We start from the raw sequence: 21,713 nt of genomic DNA, 5'->3' as shown, positions 1-21,713 counted from the left end.
AATGAAATTTAGTGAAGCTTGGTTACGTGAATGGGTTAACCCTGAAATTACACGTGATGAATTAGCACATCAAATCACCATGGCGGGATTAGAGGTTGATGACGTTGAACCTGTTGCAGGGGAATTTACCAAAGTCGTTGTCGGAGAAGTAGTTGAATGTGGTCAACATCCCGATGCAGATAAATTACAAGTTACCAAAATTAATGTGGGTGAAGATGAACTCATCGATATCGTTTGTGGGGCTAAAAATTGTCGTCAAGGATTAAAAGTTGCTGTTGCCGTTGTAGGGGCTGTATTGCCTGGCGACTTTAAAATTAAAAAAGCAAAACTACGTGGTCAACCCTCATTTGGGATGTTGTGTAGTGAATCAGAATTAGGACTAGCAGATAGCTCCGATGGAATTCTTGAATTAGCCAGTGATGCACCGATTGGTATGCCAGTTCGAGATTATTTAAATTTAGATGACGTTATGATTGACGTTGATTTAACGGCGAATCGTGCCGACTGTTTAGGTTTGTCGGGTTTGGCGCGTGAGGTTGGCGTATTAAATAATATGACTGTCACAGAACCAACCTGGGAAAATGTTGCTGTTACTATCGATGATACCGTCGCGATTAACTTGCAAGCGCCTAGTGCTTGTCCTCGTTACTTGGGCCGTGTTATTCGTGGTATTAATCAAGATGCAACGACACCCTTGTGGATGATTGAAAAACTGCGTCGTTGTGGCGTACGCAGTGTTGATGCCGTGGTTGATATTACGCAATATGTCTTATTAGAATTTGGCCATCCAATGCACGCTTTTGATTTATCAAAATTAGAAGGCGGCATTGAAGTCCGTCTTGCAACACAAGATGAAGAGCTGACTTTACTTGACGGTAAAGAAGTTAAGTTAAATGCAGATACCTTAGTGATTGCTGATCAACAAAAAGCGCTTGCTATGGCGGGTATTTTTGGCGGCCAAGACTCTGGTGTTGCACCGGGGACGACAGATATATTTCTTGAAAGTGCATTCTTTGCGCCACTAGCAATTGCTGGACGTGCGCGTAACTACGGATTGCATACGGATGCTTCTCATCGTTATGAACGCGGTGTTGACCCTGTTTTACAAACGAAAGCAATGGAGCGTGCAACGCAGCTATTGGTCGACATTTGTGGTGGACAAGTCGGGCCAATTACGGAAGCAGTAAGTACAGAACATTTACCGACCCAAGCTGAAATTACATTACGTCGAAGTAAGCTTGACCGTTTAATCGGTATTAGTATTGATAGTGACCGTGTTGAATCTATTTTGACTCAATTAGGTTGTGAAGTCACAACAACACCGGAAGGTTGGACTGCCATTGCACCAACATACCGTTTTGATATGAATATCGAAGAAGATTTGATTGAAGAAGTTGCGCGTGTTTATGGTTACAACAATATTCCAAATATTGCACCACTTGCTGCGCTTACTATGCCTCATCATAATGAAGCAAACTTAAAACTAACTAAAATTCGCGATGTATTAGTAAACCGTGAATATTACGAAGCAGTTACATACAGTTTTGTTGACCCAGATAAACAGTTAAAACTACATCCTGAAGCAGATGCTCTTATTTTACCTAATCCGATTTCAAAAGAGATGTCGGCAATGCGTGTTAGCTTATGGTCAGGTTTATTAGAAAGTGTCTCTAAGAACCAAAAACGTCAGCAAAATCGTGTTCGTTTATTCGAAATGGGTTTACGTTTCATTAAAGATGAAAATGCTGAAAATGGTATTAATCAACAGCGTATGCTATCGGGTGTGATTATCGGAAGTGCAAATGATGCGCACTGGGATATTGAGTCTCGTAGTGTTGATTTTTTTGATTTAAAAGCTGACGTTGAAGCTATCTTAGACTTGACCGTTGACCCAAGTAGCTTTGAATTTAAAGCAGAAAAACACAGTTCGTTACATCCTGGGCAATCTGCAGGCATTTATCGTGATGGAAAAAACATTGGTTACATTGGTACTTTGCATCCTAGCCTAAGTAAGCCATTTGGCTTAAATGGTAGTGCAATTGTCTTTGAAATTGAACTTGATCAGATAATTACACGTAAATTACCAGAAGCTGGAGATATTTCTAAATTCCCAGCGAATAATCGTGACCTGGCTTTTGTGGTCGATGATCAGATAAATGCAGGTAAGGTATTAAAATTTATAGAAAAAGTTGGCGGTTCGGAGCTAGTTGGCATAAACTTATTTGACGTATATAAAGGACAAGGCGTTGAAGAAGGTAAAAAAAGCTTAGCAATAGGTCTTATTTTACAAGACACGACTCGTACTTTAGAAGAACAAGAAATTGCCGATAGCGTAAATAAAATCGTAGAAGCAGTTTCTATGGAGTTTAATGCATCTTTGAGAGATTAACTTATGGCACTGACTAAAGCTGAAATATCAAATCATTTATCGGAAAAAATAGGCCTTAGCAAACGCGAAGCTAAAGAGTTTGTTGAGACTTTTTTTGAAGAAATTAAAGCAACATTAGAGCAGGGAGAAGCAGTAAAAATCTCTGGTTTTGGTAGCTTTGAATTAAAAGATAAAGATGAACGGCCGGGTCGTAACCCTAAAACGGGTGAAGATATTCCAATTGCAGCCCGCCGTGTTGTGACATTTAGAGCAGGACAGAAATTAAAAGAGCTAGTAGAAGAAAGTTTACCGGACACTCAAGAAAAACTTTAATTCTCTTAAAGAATAAAGAAGTCACATAGTTAGTGGCTTCTTTGCTCGTTTATTTGGTTTGCTTAAAAAGCATAAAACAATGATATGATGCAAAGTTAGGGATTACTTTGAGTTTTGTAGGTAGGATCCTACGTACATTACTTGAGGTGATTTTCTTGACTAAAGTACATTATATGGCTTGATATACGCTTTTAAACGTAATTGTATCTTTATCCCTCCTAGAAAAAGTGCACATCGGATAGAACTCTCTTATCTTCTGCACACTTTATTATTTGTTACTACTCGTCTGCGATTTGAAAAGCGCGATTAACTAATTTAACACCTTCTACATTACGTGCAATGTTTGTTGCTACGTTCGCCATCTCTTTGGTTATTTTACCCACGAGAAAGACTTCAGAGTTCTCTGTGACCACTTTAATTTGGAATGGGTCAATATAGTCATTTGTTGTAAACTTAGCTTTAATTTGGGTGGTTATCCAGCTGTCTTTACTTTGCTGAGCAAAACCAATCGGACGGCCAATTCGTAATTGGTTATAAACGCCTTTTGCTTCTTTTAGACTCGCGAGTTTTGTTTCAATAGCCGTTAGATACGCCTGACTGCTAACTTCACCAACGACTAATAAATATCCACTATTGGTTAAAAAGTTTATACGTAATTCTGTATTACTAATATTTAGCTCTTGAATTTTATGTAATGCAGCACGAGATAGGGCATTATCATCAAATTGTTCGGTCATCGTTCTGCCATCGGCGATACCAGCAGCACAACCTTGAAGTAGTGAGAAAGTTGAAATAAACAACAGAGCCATTATCAATTTTTTCATTATAGATATCCTTTAAGTATATTTATATTGTTCATTATATTATTGATAGCACGATTACATGTGTTATCGAATGATACCGTTCATTACTTTACCATAATTATAAAATTACTCTTCCCCCATGATTTAAAAAGGTATTTATTTTATTTTTTAGGGGGATAGTGGTTAGATAATTTGATTTATAGAACAGGGAAAATTTGTTGATCAATAAGATCACTTAGACAGTTAATGACCAGTAAATGCACTTCTTCAATGCGAGAACCTTTATCGCTTGGGGCGCGAATTTCAATATCGTCAGACCCTAACAACCCGGCTAATTCACCACCGTCCACACCATTTAATGCGATGATTTGAATTGATTTACTTAAAGCAACTTCAACGGCTTTAATCATATTGCGGCTATTACCACCATGACAGATCACCATTAAAATATCACCCGTTTGTGCCATCGCTGAAATTTGTTTCGCATAAATTTCATCGAAATGGCTATCGGTAGCGATAGCCGAGAGTAATGCCGAATCCGCTGTAATGGAAATAGCTGGAAGTGAAGGGCGTTCTTTTTCATATTTATTAAGTAAATGAGAAGCAAAAATTTGAGAGAGCGCTGCAGCACCACCGTTGCCACAGACTAATATCTTATTACCGTTAATTAAGGTATCAGCAATCGCTTTTGCCGCTTTTTCAATAAACTCAGGAAGTGCTTCTGCTGCAACTATTTTGGTTTGAATACTTTCGGCAAAGTGTGCCTGAATTTTTTCATTTATCATGGGGTGTATCATCTTATGCTAAAAAAGAGTTTTGAATCCGTTCATGGGTATTATTTATTCTAAAAATGCGTTTTGAATCCATTCAGGTGTTTGCATTTGTTGGTCAATGGCAATGACATCGAATCGGCAATAGGGCTCGAAGTCCAATTGTGCTAGATAATGCCTAGCCGTTTTTATTATTTTATCCTGTTTTGCTTTTGTTATGGAAGCTAAAGCGCCACCAAAATCATTATTTTTCCGATACCTTACCTCGATAAAGATAAGTGTATCATCATCGCGCATAATTAAATCGATTTCGCCAAATCGACAAAAATAATTTTGGCAGACAAGTGTTAACCCTTGCTCTTTTAAAAAGGCAAGGGCTTGTTTCTCTGCTTTAACGCCTTTGGAATTACTCGGCTGTAGTAGGCGAGGTAATTTCAATGCGCTTGCCTTTCTTGTACTCAGCCCAGCTCAATTGAGCGTGAACCATATTATTACTGCCTAATGAAATATCACCAAGTAGTCCCTTATAATGGTAGCCAGGCATATTCTGTAATTGAATTAACTGACCAACAATTTGAAAACTATCAAAACCGAGAGCATATAAACGTAATGTTTTAAACGATGATTTTTTTAGCTTTTGCTCTATTTCATCTAATGCTGTTGTATCGGTATTTAATAGTAATGCAACATCGGAAAATTTCAGGTCAGACAATTCTTTTCCATTGTTATCATCTTGATGGCTACGTGAGCTTGCATACAAAGGGATTGCTTTGGCATATGGGCTAACGGATACATCAATAAAGGCTTTTAACATAACCAGTTCTTGGCGTCTGCTGATGATATAAATAGCATCAATATCACGACGACTACGTACCTCAGAATGAAGGCCAAGTCGGGTGATTTTTTTCATTTGACTGATACGTGCTTTGCTGTCGTTGAGTTGCAACGCATTAGCAACAAACTCAGTATAATTTTCATTTCGTTTGAAAAAGTAGCTTTCAGGGCTGTGAAGGCTGCCGTAGTTTAATTTCTCCCATTCAAGATCAAATGCCTTGGTAATACGCGCACCGTAAGCTGAATCTGCTGCAATAAGCATCGGTTTGGTGTGTCCCTGAGCGGCAATGAAACGGGCTGCTTGTCTTGCTTCTTCTTCTGGTGAAATAGGGAAAGCATAATGCCACGGGCTATGTTGGGCGTTTATATCATCAAAATCGTCCGACTCTCCTGAAATAGAGATATCATCTTGCTCTAACCCGGTTGCGTTATCATCTTGAGTTGTTGAAACTTGTTGTTTCGGAAAGCTATTTAACGCCAGTACTGGCATATTGTCTACTAATGGTAAAAAGCGTTGTACATTACTTTTAAGCAGTGGACCAATAACAAAATCAACATTTTTAGCACTAAACTGTGCCACAATTTCTTCCATGCTGGCTAATTCAGTATCGAAAAAATGTAATTTAACCGGATTCTCTCCGCCCGTATCGTTATTCTGCTGCCCATAATAGGCATTTAATATACCCGATTGAATGGCATGCCCTTCCTGTGTATATCGACCCGATAAAGGTAACAAGACGGCAATATTTTCTGGCTGATATGGGCTTAATTCAGAAATATTCGTCAATAACGTTGGCATCGCACTTAAAGCTGGGTGCGTTGAATTGTTATTTTCCCAAGTTTCAATAGAACGTTTCAATAAATTTGGGCGTAATTGGTTACTTTGATAAATATTCGCTAATTCATACCAACCTTGTTTTACGGGTTCTGCCGGTGCCATTGTTTCAATCGCCATTTTTTCTTCATCGCTTAATTGTGGCGGCGTAAGCAAATTGTTAGGTAATTGAATTAACTGAGAAAATAACAGGTCATGATAGGCTTGTTTTTCTTCTTCAGTTTCAGCGAGAGGGGCGAGCTGTAGTAATGTATTTACTGCATTTTTATGTTCTTGTTTAGCTATTTGTAGTTGTGCTTGGAGCTTTAAAAAATACATATAGCCATTTTTTGATAGCGGATTGGTATCAACGGTGTTAGCAATTGCAGATGCTTGCTCAAGCTTGTTTTGTTGATTTAAATTAGCTGCTTGTAATATTTTTAAGGAATTTTGATGATCAAGCGTCAGTGGCTGACTTTGCAAATATTCCATAATTGATTCTGCAAGGAGCGGTTTTTGTTCAGATATTAACGCCTGAGCAGCCACTAATTGCCAATCGGTTCTTGTTTCTTCACTCGCTTGATCTGCTTTATTTAAATAAAAAGCAGAATCCTCGTTAAGTGTTGAAAACAGTGTAGGCGCATACTCCTTTTGTGGTAGTAGCGTCGTGGTACATGCTGATAATATTGTCAGAGTTAAACTTATTACAAAATAATGTGTAAGTCTTTTTGCTGATCTTAATGCTTCCAAAATAATATCCTTTATATACAAGCAAATATTCGAAGTAGGTATCAATAGGGTGATAGTGTAATATTGCAGCCTCAGTTAAACAATCTTATTCACTTATCTATTCCTTATTAAGGCGAAAAAATGTCTGAAATTAGTCAAATTTCATCAACTCTCCCGGCGAAACTTTACATTGTTGCCACGCCAATTGGAAATATTAACGATATTACGTATCGTGCAATTGAAATATTACAACAGGTTGATTTGATTGCAGCGGAAGACACACGCCATAGTGGCAAGTTGCTCAGCCATTATCAAATTAAAAAACCGATGTTTCCGTTACACGATCATAATGAGCGTGAACGCGGTAAAGTATTGATTGAAAAAATAAAGTCAGGGCAATCAATTGCTTTGATTTCCGATGCTGGCACCCCTTTAATTAATGACCCCGGCTATCATTTAGTCAATGAATGTCGTCAACTCGGCGTCGATGTTGTCCCTGTCCCTGGTCCTTCAGCCGTCATTACAGCATTAAGTGCAGCGGGTTTACCAACGGATCGTTTCTCCTACGAAGGCTTTTTACCAGTCAAAGAAAAGGGTAAAAAAGATAAACTCAGCACCTTAATAGAAGAGCCTCGCACCATGGTGTTTTACGAATCACCACGACGTATTGTCGACACGATAGAAAAAATTATTAACGTGCTTGGTCCCGATCGTAAATTAGTGATTGCCCGTGAATTAACTAAAACATTTGAATCGTTTTATAGTTTGCCTGCGGGGGAAATGCTCGATTTTTTAAATCAAGACACTAATCATTGCCGTGGTGAATTTGTATTAATGGTTGCCGGTGCGACTAAAGATGAAGAAAGCATTCCTCAAGTTGCCTTAACCACATTAACGTTATTAAAAGCGGAATTGCCACTTAAAAAAGCAGCAGCTTTAACGGCACAGATTCATGATCAAAAGAAAAATGATTTATATAAATGGGGATTGGAGAATTTATAGGCAACAGAATGCCAAGACTCGGATAGCGCTTGTATTTGTCAAACCCTTCCGTATAATTCCGCCTCGGAGTTGGCCAGATCGTCGCCGCTTTTATCTTTCGAGATAAGAGGGGAGGAAAGTCCGGGCTTCGACGGGCAGGGTGCCAGGTAACGCCTGGGTAGCGCGAGCTAACGACAAGTGCAGCAGAGAGGAAACCGCCTACGTCTTTTATTAGACCGGTAAGGGTGAAAGGGTGCGGTAAGAGCGCACCGGCCAGCTAGCAATAGTCTGGTGCAAGGTAAACTCCACCCGAAGCAAGACCAAATAGGCTTCCTGAGGTATGGCCCATACTGGAAGCGGGTAGGTTGCTTGAGCCTGCGAGCGATTGCAGGCCTAGACGAATGACGATTCAACGACAGAACCCGGCTTACAGGCCAACTCTTATATTTTTCTGTCCCCTTGTTTTTCAGGGGGGGAGAGATTTATACTTCTAGTGTCAATTTCTTTGTAGAGCTTTTTATATAAAGGCTGCACACACATCAATTAAAATACACAATATTAAAAAATGGAATTTACTATTTAAATTTCAGAATCCCATCACATAAAAATTATTAGACTGAATTTAAAAACTGATAGCAAAAAACACGCAGAACTTATTATTGCTAAAATTACACCTATATTGTTTAAATTAAAATTTCTCGGACTAACTATGTATGAAGTATCTGTGCAAGAAAAGATAAATGAACTTGTTGCTCTATTAACTATAAAAAAGTGTACTAGGCAAAAACTATTTTTACGGGTTTAATCTTTCTATAATGTAATCTGCGATTGATAAATTTAACTTTTATGAAAAATTTAAGATGCCTTCAATTTAGTCTAAAACCTAATTTTTAGGCTAAATATCTGAGGGTGGTTTTTATAGTGCTAATTCAGTAAAGTCTCGATATAGATTGTTTTGAGTCATGTATCTATATAAAGTCAAGAGGTTACTTATTCGGGGATCTTGTTGATTTTTGGGTATATTTAATTTCAGGATGATTTTTAGCCATTTGGTGCTTGGGAATGTAAACGAGCCGGATTAATAGAGAAAATACAGGGTAGTGACAATGTGGTACTCAGAGGGCGGTGTAATGATTTGATTGTTGATGATTTAAAGAATGCTGTAGGCAGGGGGACTTTTGTTATTAGGACGATTTACATACAGCTTTATGATAAAAACAGAGTTCACCCAAGTTAAAAGTTGTCGTCTATCAAATATTAACTCAAATAAAAAATAAATCGCGGAAGATGCTAAAAAAGTTATAATAACCTTTCTTTTAGTTACGTTTGCAGGTGAACCAAAAAACATAGCTTCATTTAGATCTCCAACGATCAATTTTTCTGAGGCTATTAATATGGCTTTTGCAATACTTTGAGCATTAAAAGGGACTTGACTCCCATCGCGTTTATTAACTACTGTTTTCACTTATCCCCACTGAAATAAACTCACCTCTGTATGTTTAAGTGAACTTATTGCTAATAAGAAGGTAATGTACCTTCTCTCTATTGAAAATCAGATTAAATGAATTGTATTCGTTTCAAATTAATCTTCTCCGTTTAAAATAATATTACTAATTGCTTTTACTGCTATTTAAGTAAGGGTAATCATTGCGCTCCTAATTTCTTTAGGTATAACATTAATGCTAAGGGTTATAGTATTTCTTCTATTTATTGCTCTTCGATAAAACCTCCTTTTTGATAGTCATACCTATATAAAATACCATTCTTAAGCCCATTAACCAGTCTCCTGTTTGATATGCTTCAAATAATCTGAGGCATCTATATATCAAAAGACAAAGCATCGGTGCTTTATTTGATAGTGTTAGACATAAGTTGAAAATGTAGTTAAGTTTGTGTCTCATAAGCGTTTACCTTTTTTGCTTTTGAGAGACAGGCCATAACTGATTTTCATGCCCCAAGGTGAGGTTATTCTTGGGTACTGTATACATGGGGATTAATTCAGAGTATTCAAGTGTTGAGTGCGGTTATTGAACAATTAGCCAGTATTTATGACCCATCTGTGACCTAACTAACATAGGGACATATAATGTCTAGGTGTGGCGATAGTAATTAAATTTTTATTTCTGGAAAAATGGTGAATAAAGTGATCATCTAATTAAGCAAATTAAGGCTAATTACGGACGTTAATACTTTCGATATTCAATGGCTTAGGATATGTTTCAAACACATAATTTCAAGGAGTTATGCAACTTTACTTTGTCGGTTGAAATAACGCTAGGAATAATCTGCTTAGTGCCATAAATTGTAAAAGAAGTGTGCAATATTTTTTCTGTTGCGGTATTCCGCTTACAGGCCAACTCCACTCATTAATAAAAAACCCACTGTTAAGTGATTAACAGTGGGTTTTTTGCTTTTTAAGATAAATCCGACTTGCGACTAAAGGTGAGATGATCACCTCTAAATCCTTTTATCAGGTATATTCGTTAATCATCAAGTTGTTTTAACTTTGGTGCCGTGATTAATGTACTTTTTTAATATATTTCGCACTGACCCAACCGTAGGTTTTACCGAATTTAATGCGTTTCCAGTAGGGCGTCGGTGAGGTTGGTGTTACTAAAGAAACAAGACTTCCTTTTCGTAGTGTACCTAAAATACGACTATCTTGACGTGGTAAAGAGCGCACGTTCAATGCATTTGCGATAATGATGTATTGTCCTACATTGGTCTGTGCCTTTTGTTTAACGACAGGCTGTACTTTTTTAGCTGTTTGAACTTGTTTTACTTTAATAACAGTGACTTGTTTAGCATTTTTTTTGTTGGCTACTTGCTTGATCGTCGATTTTGTCTTGTTTTTTTGTATTGTAGTTTTGCTATTAATGACCTTCTGAGCTTTTCCTTTACTTGCATTACATTCAATTAAGCTCGGGTCACAGTTTTGTGCTTGGGCGGTGTAAGCCATTGGTAATAGGCTTAATACGCTTAATAATACAAATTTATTCAAAGCAAATCCTTTATAAATAATGATAGTTAATAACAGATTATAACTGATCTATTTCAGTTTTTAAGTTTAAAATTTCCATGGTGTTTATTGAGGTTGTTGATTATTAACGTTTTTCTAAAAAGGCACTATTAGTTACTAATGTGAAATGAGTGCTTAGAATAAAGTTTGCCTGTGATGAGAAAAGATATTCAACAGGCATCGGCAAAGATAAATGATTAACTTATTTTCTATGTCGCTTGGCAACTAATGTAAATTTATAATCGGTGGTTGTAAATTGGTTACGACTGTATTCAAATACTGTCCCGTCTTCTAAAAAACTACGCGTTCGTTTTTCTATAATGGGCTGATTTTGATCTATCTGCAATAACGCTGCGACATCCTTAGATGGCAGAATGGGAATGATTTCTTGTTCACTACGGTCAATCGTCATGCCCTTGGTATTCTCAATATAGTCGTACTTTGAATTTTCCATGACCTGATAGGTTAAGTCTGGAAATAAACTCAGGGGCATCCAAGTATCTTCAAGTGTAATAGGATGTTCAGCAAGGCAGCGTAAACGTTTGATATGAAAAACACGCTCTGTTTCATCTATATTCAGATATTCCGCCATGGTAATACTTGGCAAGGTTATTTCAAAAACGAGTACTTCACTGTGCGTTTCTTGATTAAGGTGCGCCCATTTTTCATTAAAAGTAGATTGTTGGTAGATATCGTAATTTATTTTATTTTCTTTTACGTACGTACCACTGCCTTGAATACTTTCTAATTCTTCATTTTCAATTAATAATTTAAGTGCTTGTCTAATGGTGACTCGGCTGACAGAAAAGGCGGTTCTTAATTCCGATTCCGTTGGTAAGGCTTCCGCGACTTTATATTCACCAGTACGAATTTTTTCACGGATAATATCTGCAATTTGTCGATACATTGGAATTTTGGCCATGTTAATCCCTTTTTAAGATCACAATATAATTTGTATTACTTTTATTCTAATATGATTTTTACTATTAATGACAATGATTTGCAATATAAATAATGAGCTTTACGCTTTCAATAACGATAAATTACAAGGAAATGAGATAAGTTAAACTAACTTTGTTATAATCTTAAATACAATTTACAATACAAATATTAATACATATTTTGTCATTGTAGATCTTTATCACGGTTTTTTGTATTTAAAAAGGTATTATTCCGCTCGTAAAATAAACAACGGTTAAATGGAAACGAGGCGACATTTATGAATATTACAAAATTGACGAATAATGCATTGATCAATTTGCAAACCCGCTATGCAGATCGTGATACTGCCATTAGAGCATTAGCCGATCAGCTTGATCAGCAAGGTAAACTAAATGATAAAGAAGCGTATCTTGAGGCAGTTTTTGCACGTGAAGCACATGGAGCAACGGCATTAGGTGAAGGTCTTGCGGTACCACATGGTAAATCCGATGCCGTGAAAGAAGCGGGTTTTGCCGTGGCAACCTTAAGCAATACATTGCAATGGCAGGGGATAGATGAAGATGAAATGGAAGATGTTAATTTAATCTTCCTATTGGCTATTCCAAATGCTGAAGCAGGTTCAACTCATATGCAAATCTTAACGGATTTGACCTCGGCATTAGTTGACGATGATGTACGTGAAGCGGTATTGAAGGCGACCTCAGCTGAACAGTTAATTGATTTATTAAATGGTAAAGAAACCGAAAAGGAAACCGTTACTCTCGATGAAACGAAACCAACGGTCGTTTGTGTCACGGCTTGTCCAGCGGGTATCGCACATACCTATATGGCAGCAGAATACCTTGAAAAAGCAGGTAAAAAATTAGGCATCAATGTTTATGTTGAAAAACAAGGTGCAAATGGTCTTGAAGATAGAATTACCGCAGAGCAATTAAATAAAGCCGACGCCTGTGTTTTTGCAGCTGAAGTGGCGGTTAAAGAAGCCGACCGTTTTGATGGTATTCCGCGTGTTGAGGTCGCAGTTGCTGAGCCAATCAAACATGCAGAAAAGATTTTAAAAGAAGCGCTTGAAGCAAAAGCGAGCGGCGCACGTATAACGGCGACAGATAATGATGAGACGAAAAAAGTGCCCCTTAAAACTGAACTTAAACGCGCACTATTAAGTGGAATTTCATTTGCCGTTCCACTCATTATTGCGGGCGGTACGGTATTGGCTGTGGCGGTTTTAATTGCCCAAATTTTTGGTCTTCAGGAATTGTATGCAACGGAAGATTCTTGGTTATGGATGTTCCGTAAATTAGGTGGTGGATTACTTGGTACGTTAATGGTGCCTGTACTCGCTGCTTATACGGCCTATTCAATTGCGGATAAACCGGCATTAGGTCCAGGTTTTGCGGCGGGTCTTGCTGCGAATATGATTGGTTCAGGATTCTTAGGCGGTGTTGTCGGTGGTATTGTCGCCGGTTACGTCATGCGTTGGATTAAAAACAATATTCGTTTAAAACCTGCGTTTAACGGTTTTGTTACTTTCTACTTATACCCTGTTATCGGCACCTTAGTGGTTGGCGTATTAATGATGTTTGTGGTGGGGAAACCCGTTGCATTTTTGAATCAAGGGTTAACTGACTGGTTAAATAGTTTATCGGGTAGCAACACCTTATTACTCGGTGCTGTAATTGGTTTATTTGTTTCCTTTGACCTAGGTGGTCCGGTTAATAAAGCATCCTATGCGTTCTGTTTAGGGGCAATGGCGAATGGTGTTTATGGTCCTTACGCAATTTTTGGTTCAGTAAAAATGGTATCAGCCTTTACGGTCACTTTTTCAACCTTGATTGCACCGCGTTTATTCAAAGATTTTGAAATTGAAATTGGTAAATCAACTTGGTTATTAGGACTTGCGGGTATTACTGAAGGTGCTATTCCAATGGCGATTGAAGATCCAATTCGCGTTATTGGTTCATTCCTAGTGGGTTCTGTTGTGACCGGGGCAATGGTAGGGGCCGCTGGTATTGGTTTATCGACACCTGGAGCGGGTATTGTTTCTATCTTCCTATTACACGATGCAGGTTTAGGTGGGTTTATGGCTGGTGCTATCTGGTTTGGTGCGGCAATTATCGGCACGATTATTTCAACTGCGATGTTGATTAGTTGGAGAGCAAGTGCTGCGAAAAAAGAGGCGAAAAAGCAAGCATTAGAATCAGTATCGGATGCTGTTGTTAACGGTTAATGAAATTAGGGTGTTGCCATTGATGGTAATGCCCTCACAATTTTCTCTATATTTAGATTTAAGGTAAAAAATTATGGCTACATCTCGCGTACATATCACACCACACATGCACTGGGACCGTGAATGGTATTTCACAACGGAAGAATCTCGTATTTTACTTGTGAACAATATGGAAGAAATTATGACTCGTTTGGAAACCGATCCAGACTATAAATTTTACGTATTAGATGGGCAAACTGCACTATTAGAAGATTACTTCGCAGTACAACCAGAAAATCAAGCGCGTGTAAAATCATTGGTTCAAGCGGGTAAATTAATTGTTGGTCCTTGGTATTCTCAAACCGATACAATGCAGGTTTCCGGTGAATCGATTGTACGTAACATGATGTATGGTATGCGTGATTGCTTAGCACTTGGTGAGCCAATGAAAATTGGTTATTTACCGGATTCATTCTCAATGAGTTCGCAGTTACCCATGATTTATAATGGCTTTGGTATTGATCGTACCATGTTCTGGCGTGGTTGTTCTGAGCGTCATGGTACCAATAAAACTGAATTTCTATGGCAGTCAAATGACGGTAGTGAAGTGGCGGCACAGGTATTGCCTTTAGGTTACGCGATTGGTAAATATCTGCCTGAAGATAAAGATGCATTAACAACACGTTTAGATACTTATCTAAAAGTATTAGAAAATGCGTCGGTGACTAAAGACATTTTATTACCAAACGGCCATGATCAAATGCCGATTCAAAAAAATATTTTCGAAGTCATGGATATTCTCCGTGAAGCTTACCCTGATCGTGAATTCCTAATGAGCCGTTTTGAAGAAGTTTTTGAACGCATCGAAGAAGAAAAAGATCAATTAGATACCATTAAAGGTGAGTTTAACGACGGTAAATACATGCGTGTTCATCGCTCAATTTCTTCAACTCGTATGGATATCAAATTGATCCATGCTGAAGTTGAAAACAAGATTGTTAATATTTTAGAACCGCTTGCTGCGATTGCTTACAAACTTGGCTTTGATTACCACCACGGTTTAATCGAGAAAATGTGGAAAGAAAGCATGAAAAACCATGCCCACGATTCTATCGGTTGTTGTTGTAGCGACAAAGTACACGCTGAGATTTTAAACCGTTATATCCTTGCCGATGATATGGCGACCAACTTAATTACTTTCTACAAGCGTAAAATTGTTGACCATATGCCTGCACATGAAGACTGTGACAAACTGGCATTATTCAACCTATCAACCTACGAACGTGATGAAGTGGTTAACACCATGATCACTATCCGTGCACAAGAGTTCAGTATTTTTGATGATGCAGGTAACGAAGTTGAATACTTTATTGAAGATCAGCGTGAAATCGATCCGGGTAAAATTGACCGTCAAATCGTTCACTACGGTAACTATGACCCATTCATGGAATTTGATATCCAGCTTAAAGCTAAAATACCCGCAATGGGATTCACGACTTTTCATGTTAAAGCGAATCAACCAGGGGCTGTTAAAGCAGTTACCCAAAAGCAAGATGATGTATTGGAAAACTGCTTCTACAAAATAACCATAAATAATGACGGTACGTTGGCTGTATTTGATAAACAAACGCAGCAAACCTTTGAGCAGGTGCTTCGTCTTGAAGATGGTTCAGACGATGGTGACGAGTACGATTATTCGCCTTCTCGTCAAGAGTGGTTATTGTATTCAAATGAATTTGATGTTGAAACCACGGTTGAACATCAAGCATTGCAATCCGTTGCAACGATTAAATTCCGAATGAATGTACCTGCCAATTTAACCGCGCGTGAACAACACAGTAATCAAGATGGTTATGTTGATGTTGTTTGCCAGGTGGTATTAAAAGAAGATGCACGTCGTATCGATGTACGCATGGAGCTTGATAACCAAGCAGATGATCACCGTGTTCGTGTTCTTGTACCAACACCATTTGTGACCGATACGGTTGTGGCAGATAATCAATTTGGTTTGATTACACGTCCAACTGACGATCCTGCAATGCAGGTTTGGGAGGAAGAAAAGTGGAAAGAAGCGCCTGTTCCTCTTTACCAACTAATGAACTTTGCTGCGCTTGAAAATGGGCAAGCAGGTTTGGCTATTATGTCAAATGGTCTACGTGAATTTGAAGTGATTGCAAACCAAGGTGAACAACGTGATACCTTTGCATTAACTTTATTCCGTGGTATCGGCGTATTGGGTAAAGAAAATCTACTACTGCGTCCGGGCCGTCCTTCTGGTATTAAAATTCCTGCACTAGATTCACAAACACGCGGTAAAATTGTCTGTGAATTTGCATTACTTGGCTTTGCTGGTAATCACATTGAAGCGAATGTGATGGCCGAAGCCCGTGAAAATGTAACCCCTATCCAGTGCTACAATAAAATCCCTTACAATGCGATGAAATTAAATGTTGGCGAACAAAATCTGCCGTTAACCTATAGTCTTTTAAGCACTGAAAAATCAGGTATCGTGTTAAGTGTGTTGAAGAAAGCGGAAGATGAAGAAGCGCTCATCATTCGTGTTTATAATCCTTCGGAAACAGAATCGGTATCCGGTTGCGTTGAATTTACGTCGCCCGTGACTGAGTGGGTTGAAACATTATTGGATGAAACGCCAAAAGCTGATACGGTTATAGAAGAAGCGCAGAATTTTGGTACCTTAGCACCTTGTCAGGCTAAGACCTTCCGCGTTAAATTTTAATTTATTTCTATCATTGAGCATGATGATATTAATTTTAATTCAAATACCTTAGGGATAAGGGCAAAGGGGATCAATGATGAAAATAATTATCGCACCCGATTCATTTAAAGAATCACTTTCAGCTATGGCCGTTGCAACGTGCATCGAGAAAGGCTTTTCAGAAATTTTCCCCGACAGTGAATATGTCAAAATACCACTCGCCGATGGTGGTGAGGGCACCGTTGATGTGCTTGTTGACGCATTAAATGGAACACGACAACAGCAAACAGTGCGTGGTCCTATAGGTGGCGATGTTGATGCCGTTTGGGCATTGTTACAAGAAGAAGGGGCTAAAACCGCCCTTATTGAAATTGCTGCAGCGTCTGGTTTGGATTTAATTACTTCAGACCAACGAGATCCATTAACAGCAACCAGTTTTGGTACGGGGCAATCCATTCTTCACGCATTAGATGCTGGTGTAAATAAAATTTTAATTGGTCTAGGCGGCAGTGCAACAAACGATGCGGGTGCGGGTATTTTACAAGCATTAGGTGGGCGACTGTTAGATGTTGATGGGAATGAATTAGCACTTGGTGGTGTAGCATTGGCGGATCTTGCTGAAATTGATTTATCTGGACTCGATAAGCGTTGTAAAGGCGTTGAGTTTATTGTTGCCTGTGATGTTTCAAATCCGTTAATTGGCGATAATGGCGCGAGTGCTATTTTTGGTCCACAAAAGGGCGCTACGCCTGATATGGTTGAATTACTTGATGGTGCTTTAGCGAATTTTGCAGAAATAGTAGAAAAAACAACGGGTATTAATCATAAACAATCGGTTGGATTTGGCGCTGCAGGTGGTGCACCTTTAGGGCTTTCATTGGCATTTGATATTCAAATAAAACCTGGAATAGATATGGTGCTGGATATTTTGAAGGTGGATGATCAACTGGACGACGCGGATTTAGTTATCTCTGGCGAAGGGATGATGGATAACCAAACGCTGAATGGTAAAACTCCCTTTGGTATTGCTAAACGTGCGCATGCTCGAAATATCCCGGTTATTTCCATTGCAGGATCATTGGGGACTGAAGTGGACGCGCTTTATCACATCATGAATAGCATTTTTGGAACCGTCCGTTCGCCACAGGCATTACCACAGGTGTTGAATGAAGCGGAAGTTAATTTAACTCGCACGGCAAGAAATATTGCAGCAACCCTGTTGATAGGGACAAAAATGAATCAGGGATAAATAGGCATATGTGGTTTAACTAATTGTTTTTTAAATATATAATTATCTCTGATTTGTAAACTAATTGTAAATTTATAAATCACACATTCAAAATTTAAGGAATTATCATGACAAAAGGACTGCCACAGTGCTTTTTCCCAATGGAAAACATTATTCAAGACTATATTTGGGGGAGTCGTACGGCCATTAGTGAGCTGCTTTCCGTCGACAATCCAGATAATGCACATCAGGCTGAAATTTGGATGGGAGCACATCCCAATGGTTGCTCAAAAATTACAAATAACGGTGAATCAACATTGTTATCTGATTTTATTAATCAAGATAAAACTGCCGTATTAACCGAGCAAACGGCCACTGAATTTGGTGAGTTACCTTATTTATTTAAAGTACTTGCGGCGGGTGAAGCCTTATCGGTTCAAGTACATCCAAGTAAAGCGCAAGCTGAAGTTGGTTTTGCAAAGGAAGAGGCTGCGGGTATTCCTCGCACGGCGGGTAACCGTAATTATAAAGATCCAAATCATAAACCTGAGCTTGTTTATGCGTTGACACCTTATCAAGCAATGAACGGCTTTAGAGAGTTTACACAAACTATTGCCTTATTCGAACAGGTCAACATTCCTGTGCTAACTGATTTAGTGGCTGCATTTGCAAGCACTCCTACTTCAAAGGGATTAGAGACATTCTTTTCTGCGATTCTTTCTTTACAGGGCGAAGAAAAAGAAACGGCTGTTAGTGCGTTACTTGAATATGCAACTGCACATCAACAGGATGCATTATTTGCGACGATTGTTGAACTCGCTGGTCAGCATCCGGGAGATATTGGTTTATTTACCCCGTTGATGCTAAATGTGATCACCTTACAACCGGGTGAAGCAATGTTCCTTTATGCGTGTACACCGCATGCTTATCTAAAAGGGACGGGATTAGAAATAATGGCTAATTCTGATAATGTGTTACGCGCGGGATTAACACCGAAATATATTGATGTCGCAGAATTAGTGGATTGTACTAAATTTGAGGCGATTCCCTTCGATACTTTACAATTTACACCCGAGCAAAAAGACGGTGGTTTGTATTACGATATTCCCGTTGATGATTTTAAATTTGCATTATTTGAATCCGTTTCAGATTTAACTGTTTCGACTCAAAGTGCAGAAATTCTGTTGGCGTTGGATTCCGACGTGACCTTAACCCATCAAGATGGTGAAACCGTGACTATTCATCAGGGGCAATCGGTATTTATTCCTGCCTATGTTGATGCTTATTGCTTAAATGCAGCAGGTCGCGTGGCTAGAGCATTTAATTAGCCTAACAACTTTCCATACCGGTGCATTAACGGCCCTCATGGATGATGAGTGTGTCGTTTGTGCTTATACCCATTACCATTCAAGATGCAGAAATCAGCAAGACGAGAGGTGAGCAGATTCTAGGCATAAAGGTGAAGATCTAACGGGTTAAATCGAGACTTTATAACAACGAAGATGTTTGCCTCTCGTCTTGCCCTGCGGGTCATTAGCTCGTTTCTTATAAACCATGGCAATACTGCGTTATAACTTTCGATAAGGACTAGCCATTAAAGATGTAAAGTCTTGTTTTTACATCTACCGATAGAGGATTAACGCAGTTAATCGCTCGAAAGGTCATCATGTTACGCCTTGCCTTGGTATCCGAGCTAGTGACTGATAAACGCATCTTGATTGGTAACGGGTATATAGCAATGGCTATAACACCCATCGTAATCATTAGCTGCTTTCTTTGATTGAATAGTATTGTTGATTTTTTTGTTGGTCATTTCTCAACAGAACAATCTGTTACATCTGCTTTCGCTTTCATTATCCAGAACTGAGAATAAGTTACCTTTTGGTTAATTTGAAATTATCATTAATGATCATTACAATAATTTCTTGTTATTAAATAGAGTGTTATTTATGTTGAATCCGCTTTGGTTAAACACCTTTAAAACGCTGATCGAAGTTGGTCATTTTACGCAAACGGCAGAAAAGCTTTATATGACTCAGCCGGGTGTTAGTCAACATATTAAAAAATTAGAAAATGCAGCGGGGCACTCGTTAATCCGACGTGAAAATAAAAGCTTTGAGTTGACCGAACAAGGACGAATTGTTTACGAATATGCACTTAAGATTGTGGAAGAAGAGAATAAGCTAATTGAAAATTTGAGCTTTGATGATCCGCATTCAGGACAATGCAAACTTTCATGTTCAGGGTCTTTGGCTTTGTTGTTATATCCCGAATTATTAATCCTGCAGCAACAATATCCCAATTTGAGTATGCAACTCGAAGCTGCGCCTAATCAAAGGATTCTTAACGCGGTTCAATCGGGTGGAATTGATCTCGGGATTGTCACAAATTTACCTAATAGCAATCTCTATCAAAGCAAATTAATTGGTTCTGAAGCACTTTGTTTAGTTTTTCCTAAATGTTATGAAAATCAGCCCGTGACGCTTGCGTTATTACATCAATGTGGATTAATTCATCATCCCGATGCATTGCATTATTTGTCATTGTATTTTGAATTATGTGGTGAAGATGAATTAAGGAATCTGAATTTAGAAGCAATACCCAAATCAGGTTATATTAATCAGCTTAATCAAATTTTATTGCCCGTCGCGAAAGGTGTTGGTTTTACGGTGTTGCCGGAAAGTGCAGTTGATAAGTTTCCTGATAAAGATGACTTGTATATAGCGAAAACAAAAAAACAGGTTAAAGAAAAACTTTATTTGGTACAAAAAAGAAACCGCACGTTGCCGCAACGTTACCAAGCTATTTATGCTTTGTTAGAGCGTGTGCTATCGAATAATTAGACAATGCTTTGTATTGATAAAGCATCTGATTTGGCATATTAAGCGACAATCAGGTTTTCCTGACCATGTTTGAGTGTGATTATGTGGTTGTTTTCTTGAATCAGTGACATGGTTGCGTGTTCATCTAATCCAAGATAAATGCCGCGAATGACTCTACCAATTACTTGATGGCTAACGGCAATTTTTGTTTCTGTGTCCGAGGTGTTTTCTAGCCATTGCTCCGCTCTTTTAGCGATTAAACGATAGCTCTCTCCCTGTGGGATTTGATAATTCCATTTATCTGCGGCACGATTATTCCATTGTACAAAATGCGTTTCTTTTACCTCACTCATCGTCATTCCTTCCCATATTCCAAAGGAAAATTCTTTTAATAATGAGGTCGTATTAATGTTATTTTCATGAATCGTGAGTGCAGCTGCAATCATTTTAGCAGTCTCAAATGCTCTTCCAAGCGGGCTAGAGACGATTTCTACTTCATTTGGATTAACGAGTTGAATAATTTTTGATGCGACATTTTTTGCTTGGGCAATGCCTAAATCAGAAAGCGGTGAATTTAACCAACCTTGTAATCTTTTTTCTTTATTCCACAGTGTTTGGCCGTGTCGTGCAAGAATAATCATATTGTATTTTCCAAAAAATCAGGTGTTAATATGTTTAATAATATTTATTATTAAGCTTGTTCATAAACCTCTAAAGGTAAACCATCGGGATCGCTGAAAAAAGTAAATTTTTGACCGGTATGTTCATCGACACGAATAGGTTCAACGTCAATATTATAGGAACGTAAATAATCTGAAACGAGCTCAACGGAATCGACTGAAAAGGCTAAATGTCGTAAACCTAAGGCTTCAGGATAACTTGGCCTTTCGGGGGCACTTGGAAATGAAAATAATTCGACTTGACTGCCATCGGGTAATGCTAAGTCAAGTTTGTAGGAATCTCTTTTTGCTCGGTAATTTTCAGCAATAATGGTTAAACCAAGAATATCTGTATAAAAATATTTTGATTTTTCGTAATCAGAACAAATGATTGCGGCGTGATGGATAGACTTTAACATCTGCCTCTCCTTGATGAATGATAAGGGCTTTATCATACATCAAGTCACTTTCAGTGGCACTAAGTCG

The 21,713-nt window shown here is 38.4% G+C and carries 17 protein-coding genes and 1 other RNA gene; 9 read left to right on the top strand and 9 right to left on the bottom strand.

The genetic code is table 11. From position 1 onward, the window contains the following. Position 1 precedes the first annotated feature (1 nt). Both pheT and ACR30L_RS13445 read left to right on the top strand, forming a co-directional pair. Entirely contained in the window at positions 2 to 2,389 is a 2,388-nt protein-coding gene (gene pheT, locus ACR30L_RS13450) for a phenylalanine--tRNA ligase subunit beta (protein WP_435234759.1), read from the top strand. 3 nt (positions 2,390 to 2,392) lie between these two features. Next, complete coding sequence (locus ACR30L_RS13445; RefSeq protein ID WP_435234758.1) at positions 2,393 to 2,701, top strand: integration host factor subunit alpha; 309 nt, start codon at positions 2,393 to 2,395, stop codon at positions 2,699 to 2,701. 278 nt (positions 2,702 to 2,979) lie between these two features. On the opposite strand, the gene ACR30L_RS13440 is transcribed toward ACR30L_RS13445, so the two are convergent. The 4 genes from ACR30L_RS13440 to ACR30L_RS13425 form a co-directional block, all read right to left on the bottom strand. Then, positions 2,980 to 3,525, bottom strand: a complete 546-nt coding sequence (locus ACR30L_RS13440; RefSeq protein WP_435234757.1) for a BON domain-containing protein — start codon at positions 3,523 to 3,525, stop codon at positions 2,980 to 2,982. Between the two features lie 176 nt (positions 3,526 to 3,701). Continuing rightward, complete coding sequence (locus tag ACR30L_RS13435; RefSeq protein ID WP_435237911.1) at positions 3,702 to 4,286, bottom strand: D-sedoheptulose-7-phosphate isomerase; 585 nt, start codon at positions 4,284 to 4,286, stop codon at positions 3,702 to 3,704. Between the two features lie 57 nt (positions 4,287 to 4,343). After that, positions 4,344 to 4,712 carry a YraN family protein gene (locus ACR30L_RS13430; RefSeq protein ID WP_435234756.1) on the bottom strand — a complete coding sequence of 123 codons (369 nt, stop codon included), beginning with the start codon at positions 4,710 to 4,712 and terminating at the stop codon, positions 4,344 to 4,346. Continuing rightward, complete coding sequence (locus ACR30L_RS13425; protein WP_435234755.1) at positions 4,681 to 6,672, bottom strand: penicillin-binding protein activator; 1,992 nt, start codon at positions 6,670 to 6,672, stop codon at positions 4,681 to 4,683. Before ACR30L_RS13425 ends, ACR30L_RS13430 begins: the two co-directional genes overlap by 32 nt. 120 nt (positions 6,673 to 6,792) lie before the next feature. On the opposite strand from ACR30L_RS13425, the gene rsmI reads away from it, so the two are divergent. After that, positions 6,793 to 7,653 (top strand): 16S rRNA (cytidine(1402)-2'-O)-methyltransferase, encoded by an 861-nt coding sequence (rsmI, locus tag ACR30L_RS13420; protein ID WP_435234754.1) that lies wholly within the window; start codon positions 6,793 to 6,795, stop codon positions 7,651 to 7,653. Between the two features lie 65 nt (positions 7,654 to 7,718). After that, positions 7,719 to 8,078, top strand: an RNA gene (gene rnpB / locus ACR30L_RS13415) — RNase P RNA component class A. 704 nt (positions 8,079 to 8,782) lie between these two features. Here the strand turns inward: rnpB and ACR30L_RS13410 are convergent. The 3 genes from ACR30L_RS13410 to ACR30L_RS13400 form a co-directional block, all read right to left on the bottom strand. Further along, the gene (locus ACR30L_RS13410) at positions 8,783 to 9,097 is read right to left on the bottom strand and encodes a hypothetical protein (protein WP_435234753.1); all 315 of its coding nucleotides are present in this window, start codon (positions 9,095 to 9,097) and stop codon (positions 8,783 to 8,785) included. Between the two features lie 1,053 nt (positions 9,098 to 10,150). After that, positions 10,151 to 10,633, bottom strand: a complete 483-nt coding sequence (locus ACR30L_RS13405; protein ID WP_435234752.1) for an SH3 domain-containing protein — start codon at positions 10,631 to 10,633, stop codon at positions 10,151 to 10,153. A gap of 220 nt (positions 10,634 to 10,853) precedes the next feature. Further along, on the bottom strand, positions 10,854 to 11,573 hold the full coding sequence (locus tag ACR30L_RS13400) for a GntR family transcriptional regulator (protein WP_435234751.1): 720 nt from the start codon (positions 11,571 to 11,573) through the stop codon (positions 10,854 to 10,856). A 297-nt stretch (positions 11,574 to 11,870) separates the two neighbouring features. Here ACR30L_RS13400 and mngA point away from each other — a divergent pair, with 297 nt between their 5' ends. From mngA to ACR30L_RS13375, 5 genes are all read left to right on the top strand, one after another. After that, positions 11,871 to 13,820, top strand: a complete 1,950-nt coding sequence (gene mngA, locus ACR30L_RS13395) for a PTS 2-O-a-mannosyl-D-glycerate transporter subunit IIABC (RefSeq protein ID WP_435234750.1) — start codon at positions 11,871 to 11,873, stop codon at positions 13,818 to 13,820. Positions 13,821 to 13,893: 73 nt separating this feature from the next. Next, a complete protein-coding gene (mngB, locus tag ACR30L_RS13390) occupies positions 13,894 to 16,539 on the top strand; it encodes a mannosylglycerate hydrolase (protein ID WP_435234749.1) in 2,646 nt (881 codons plus the stop codon). 73 nt (positions 16,540 to 16,612) lie between these two features. Beyond that, positions 16,613 to 17,767 carry a glycerate kinase gene (locus tag ACR30L_RS13385; RefSeq protein WP_435234748.1) on the top strand — a complete coding sequence of 385 codons (1,155 nt, stop codon included), beginning with the start codon at positions 16,613 to 16,615 and terminating at the stop codon, positions 17,765 to 17,767. Between the two features lie 107 nt (positions 17,768 to 17,874). Next, the gene (manA, locus tag ACR30L_RS13380) at positions 17,875 to 19,074 is read left to right on the top strand and encodes a mannose-6-phosphate isomerase, class I (RefSeq protein WP_435234747.1); all 1,200 of its coding nucleotides are present in this window, start codon (positions 17,875 to 17,877) and stop codon (positions 19,072 to 19,074) included. A 621-nt stretch (positions 19,075 to 19,695) separates the two neighbouring features. Continuing rightward, complete coding sequence (locus ACR30L_RS13375) at positions 19,696 to 20,589, top strand: LysR family transcriptional regulator (RefSeq protein WP_435234746.1); 894 nt, start codon at positions 19,696 to 19,698, stop codon at positions 20,587 to 20,589. A 38-nt stretch (positions 20,590 to 20,627) separates the two neighbouring features. On the opposite strand, the gene ACR30L_RS13370 is transcribed toward ACR30L_RS13375, so the two are convergent. Both ACR30L_RS13370 and gloA2 read right to left on the bottom strand, forming a co-directional pair. Further along, positions 20,628 to 21,209, bottom strand: a complete 582-nt coding sequence (locus tag ACR30L_RS13370) for a histidine phosphatase family protein (protein WP_435234745.1) — start codon at positions 21,207 to 21,209, stop codon at positions 20,628 to 20,630. Positions 21,210 to 21,259: 50 nt separating this feature from the next. Further along, positions 21,260 to 21,646 (bottom strand): SMU1112c/YaeR family gloxylase I-like metalloprotein, encoded by a 387-nt coding sequence (gene gloA2 / locus ACR30L_RS13365; RefSeq protein WP_435234744.1) that lies wholly within the window; start codon positions 21,644 to 21,646, stop codon positions 21,260 to 21,262. Positions 21,647 to 21,713 lie beyond the last annotated feature (67 nt).

The sequence above is a fragment of the Psychromonas saccharinae genome (genome assembly GCF_051201515.1).
Classification (GTDB): Bacteria; Pseudomonadota; Gammaproteobacteria; order Enterobacterales; family Psychromonadaceae; genus Psychromonas.
The sequence above is the reverse complement of the archived record's forward strand: the minus strand, read 5'-3'. Positions and strand labels throughout refer to the sequence as shown.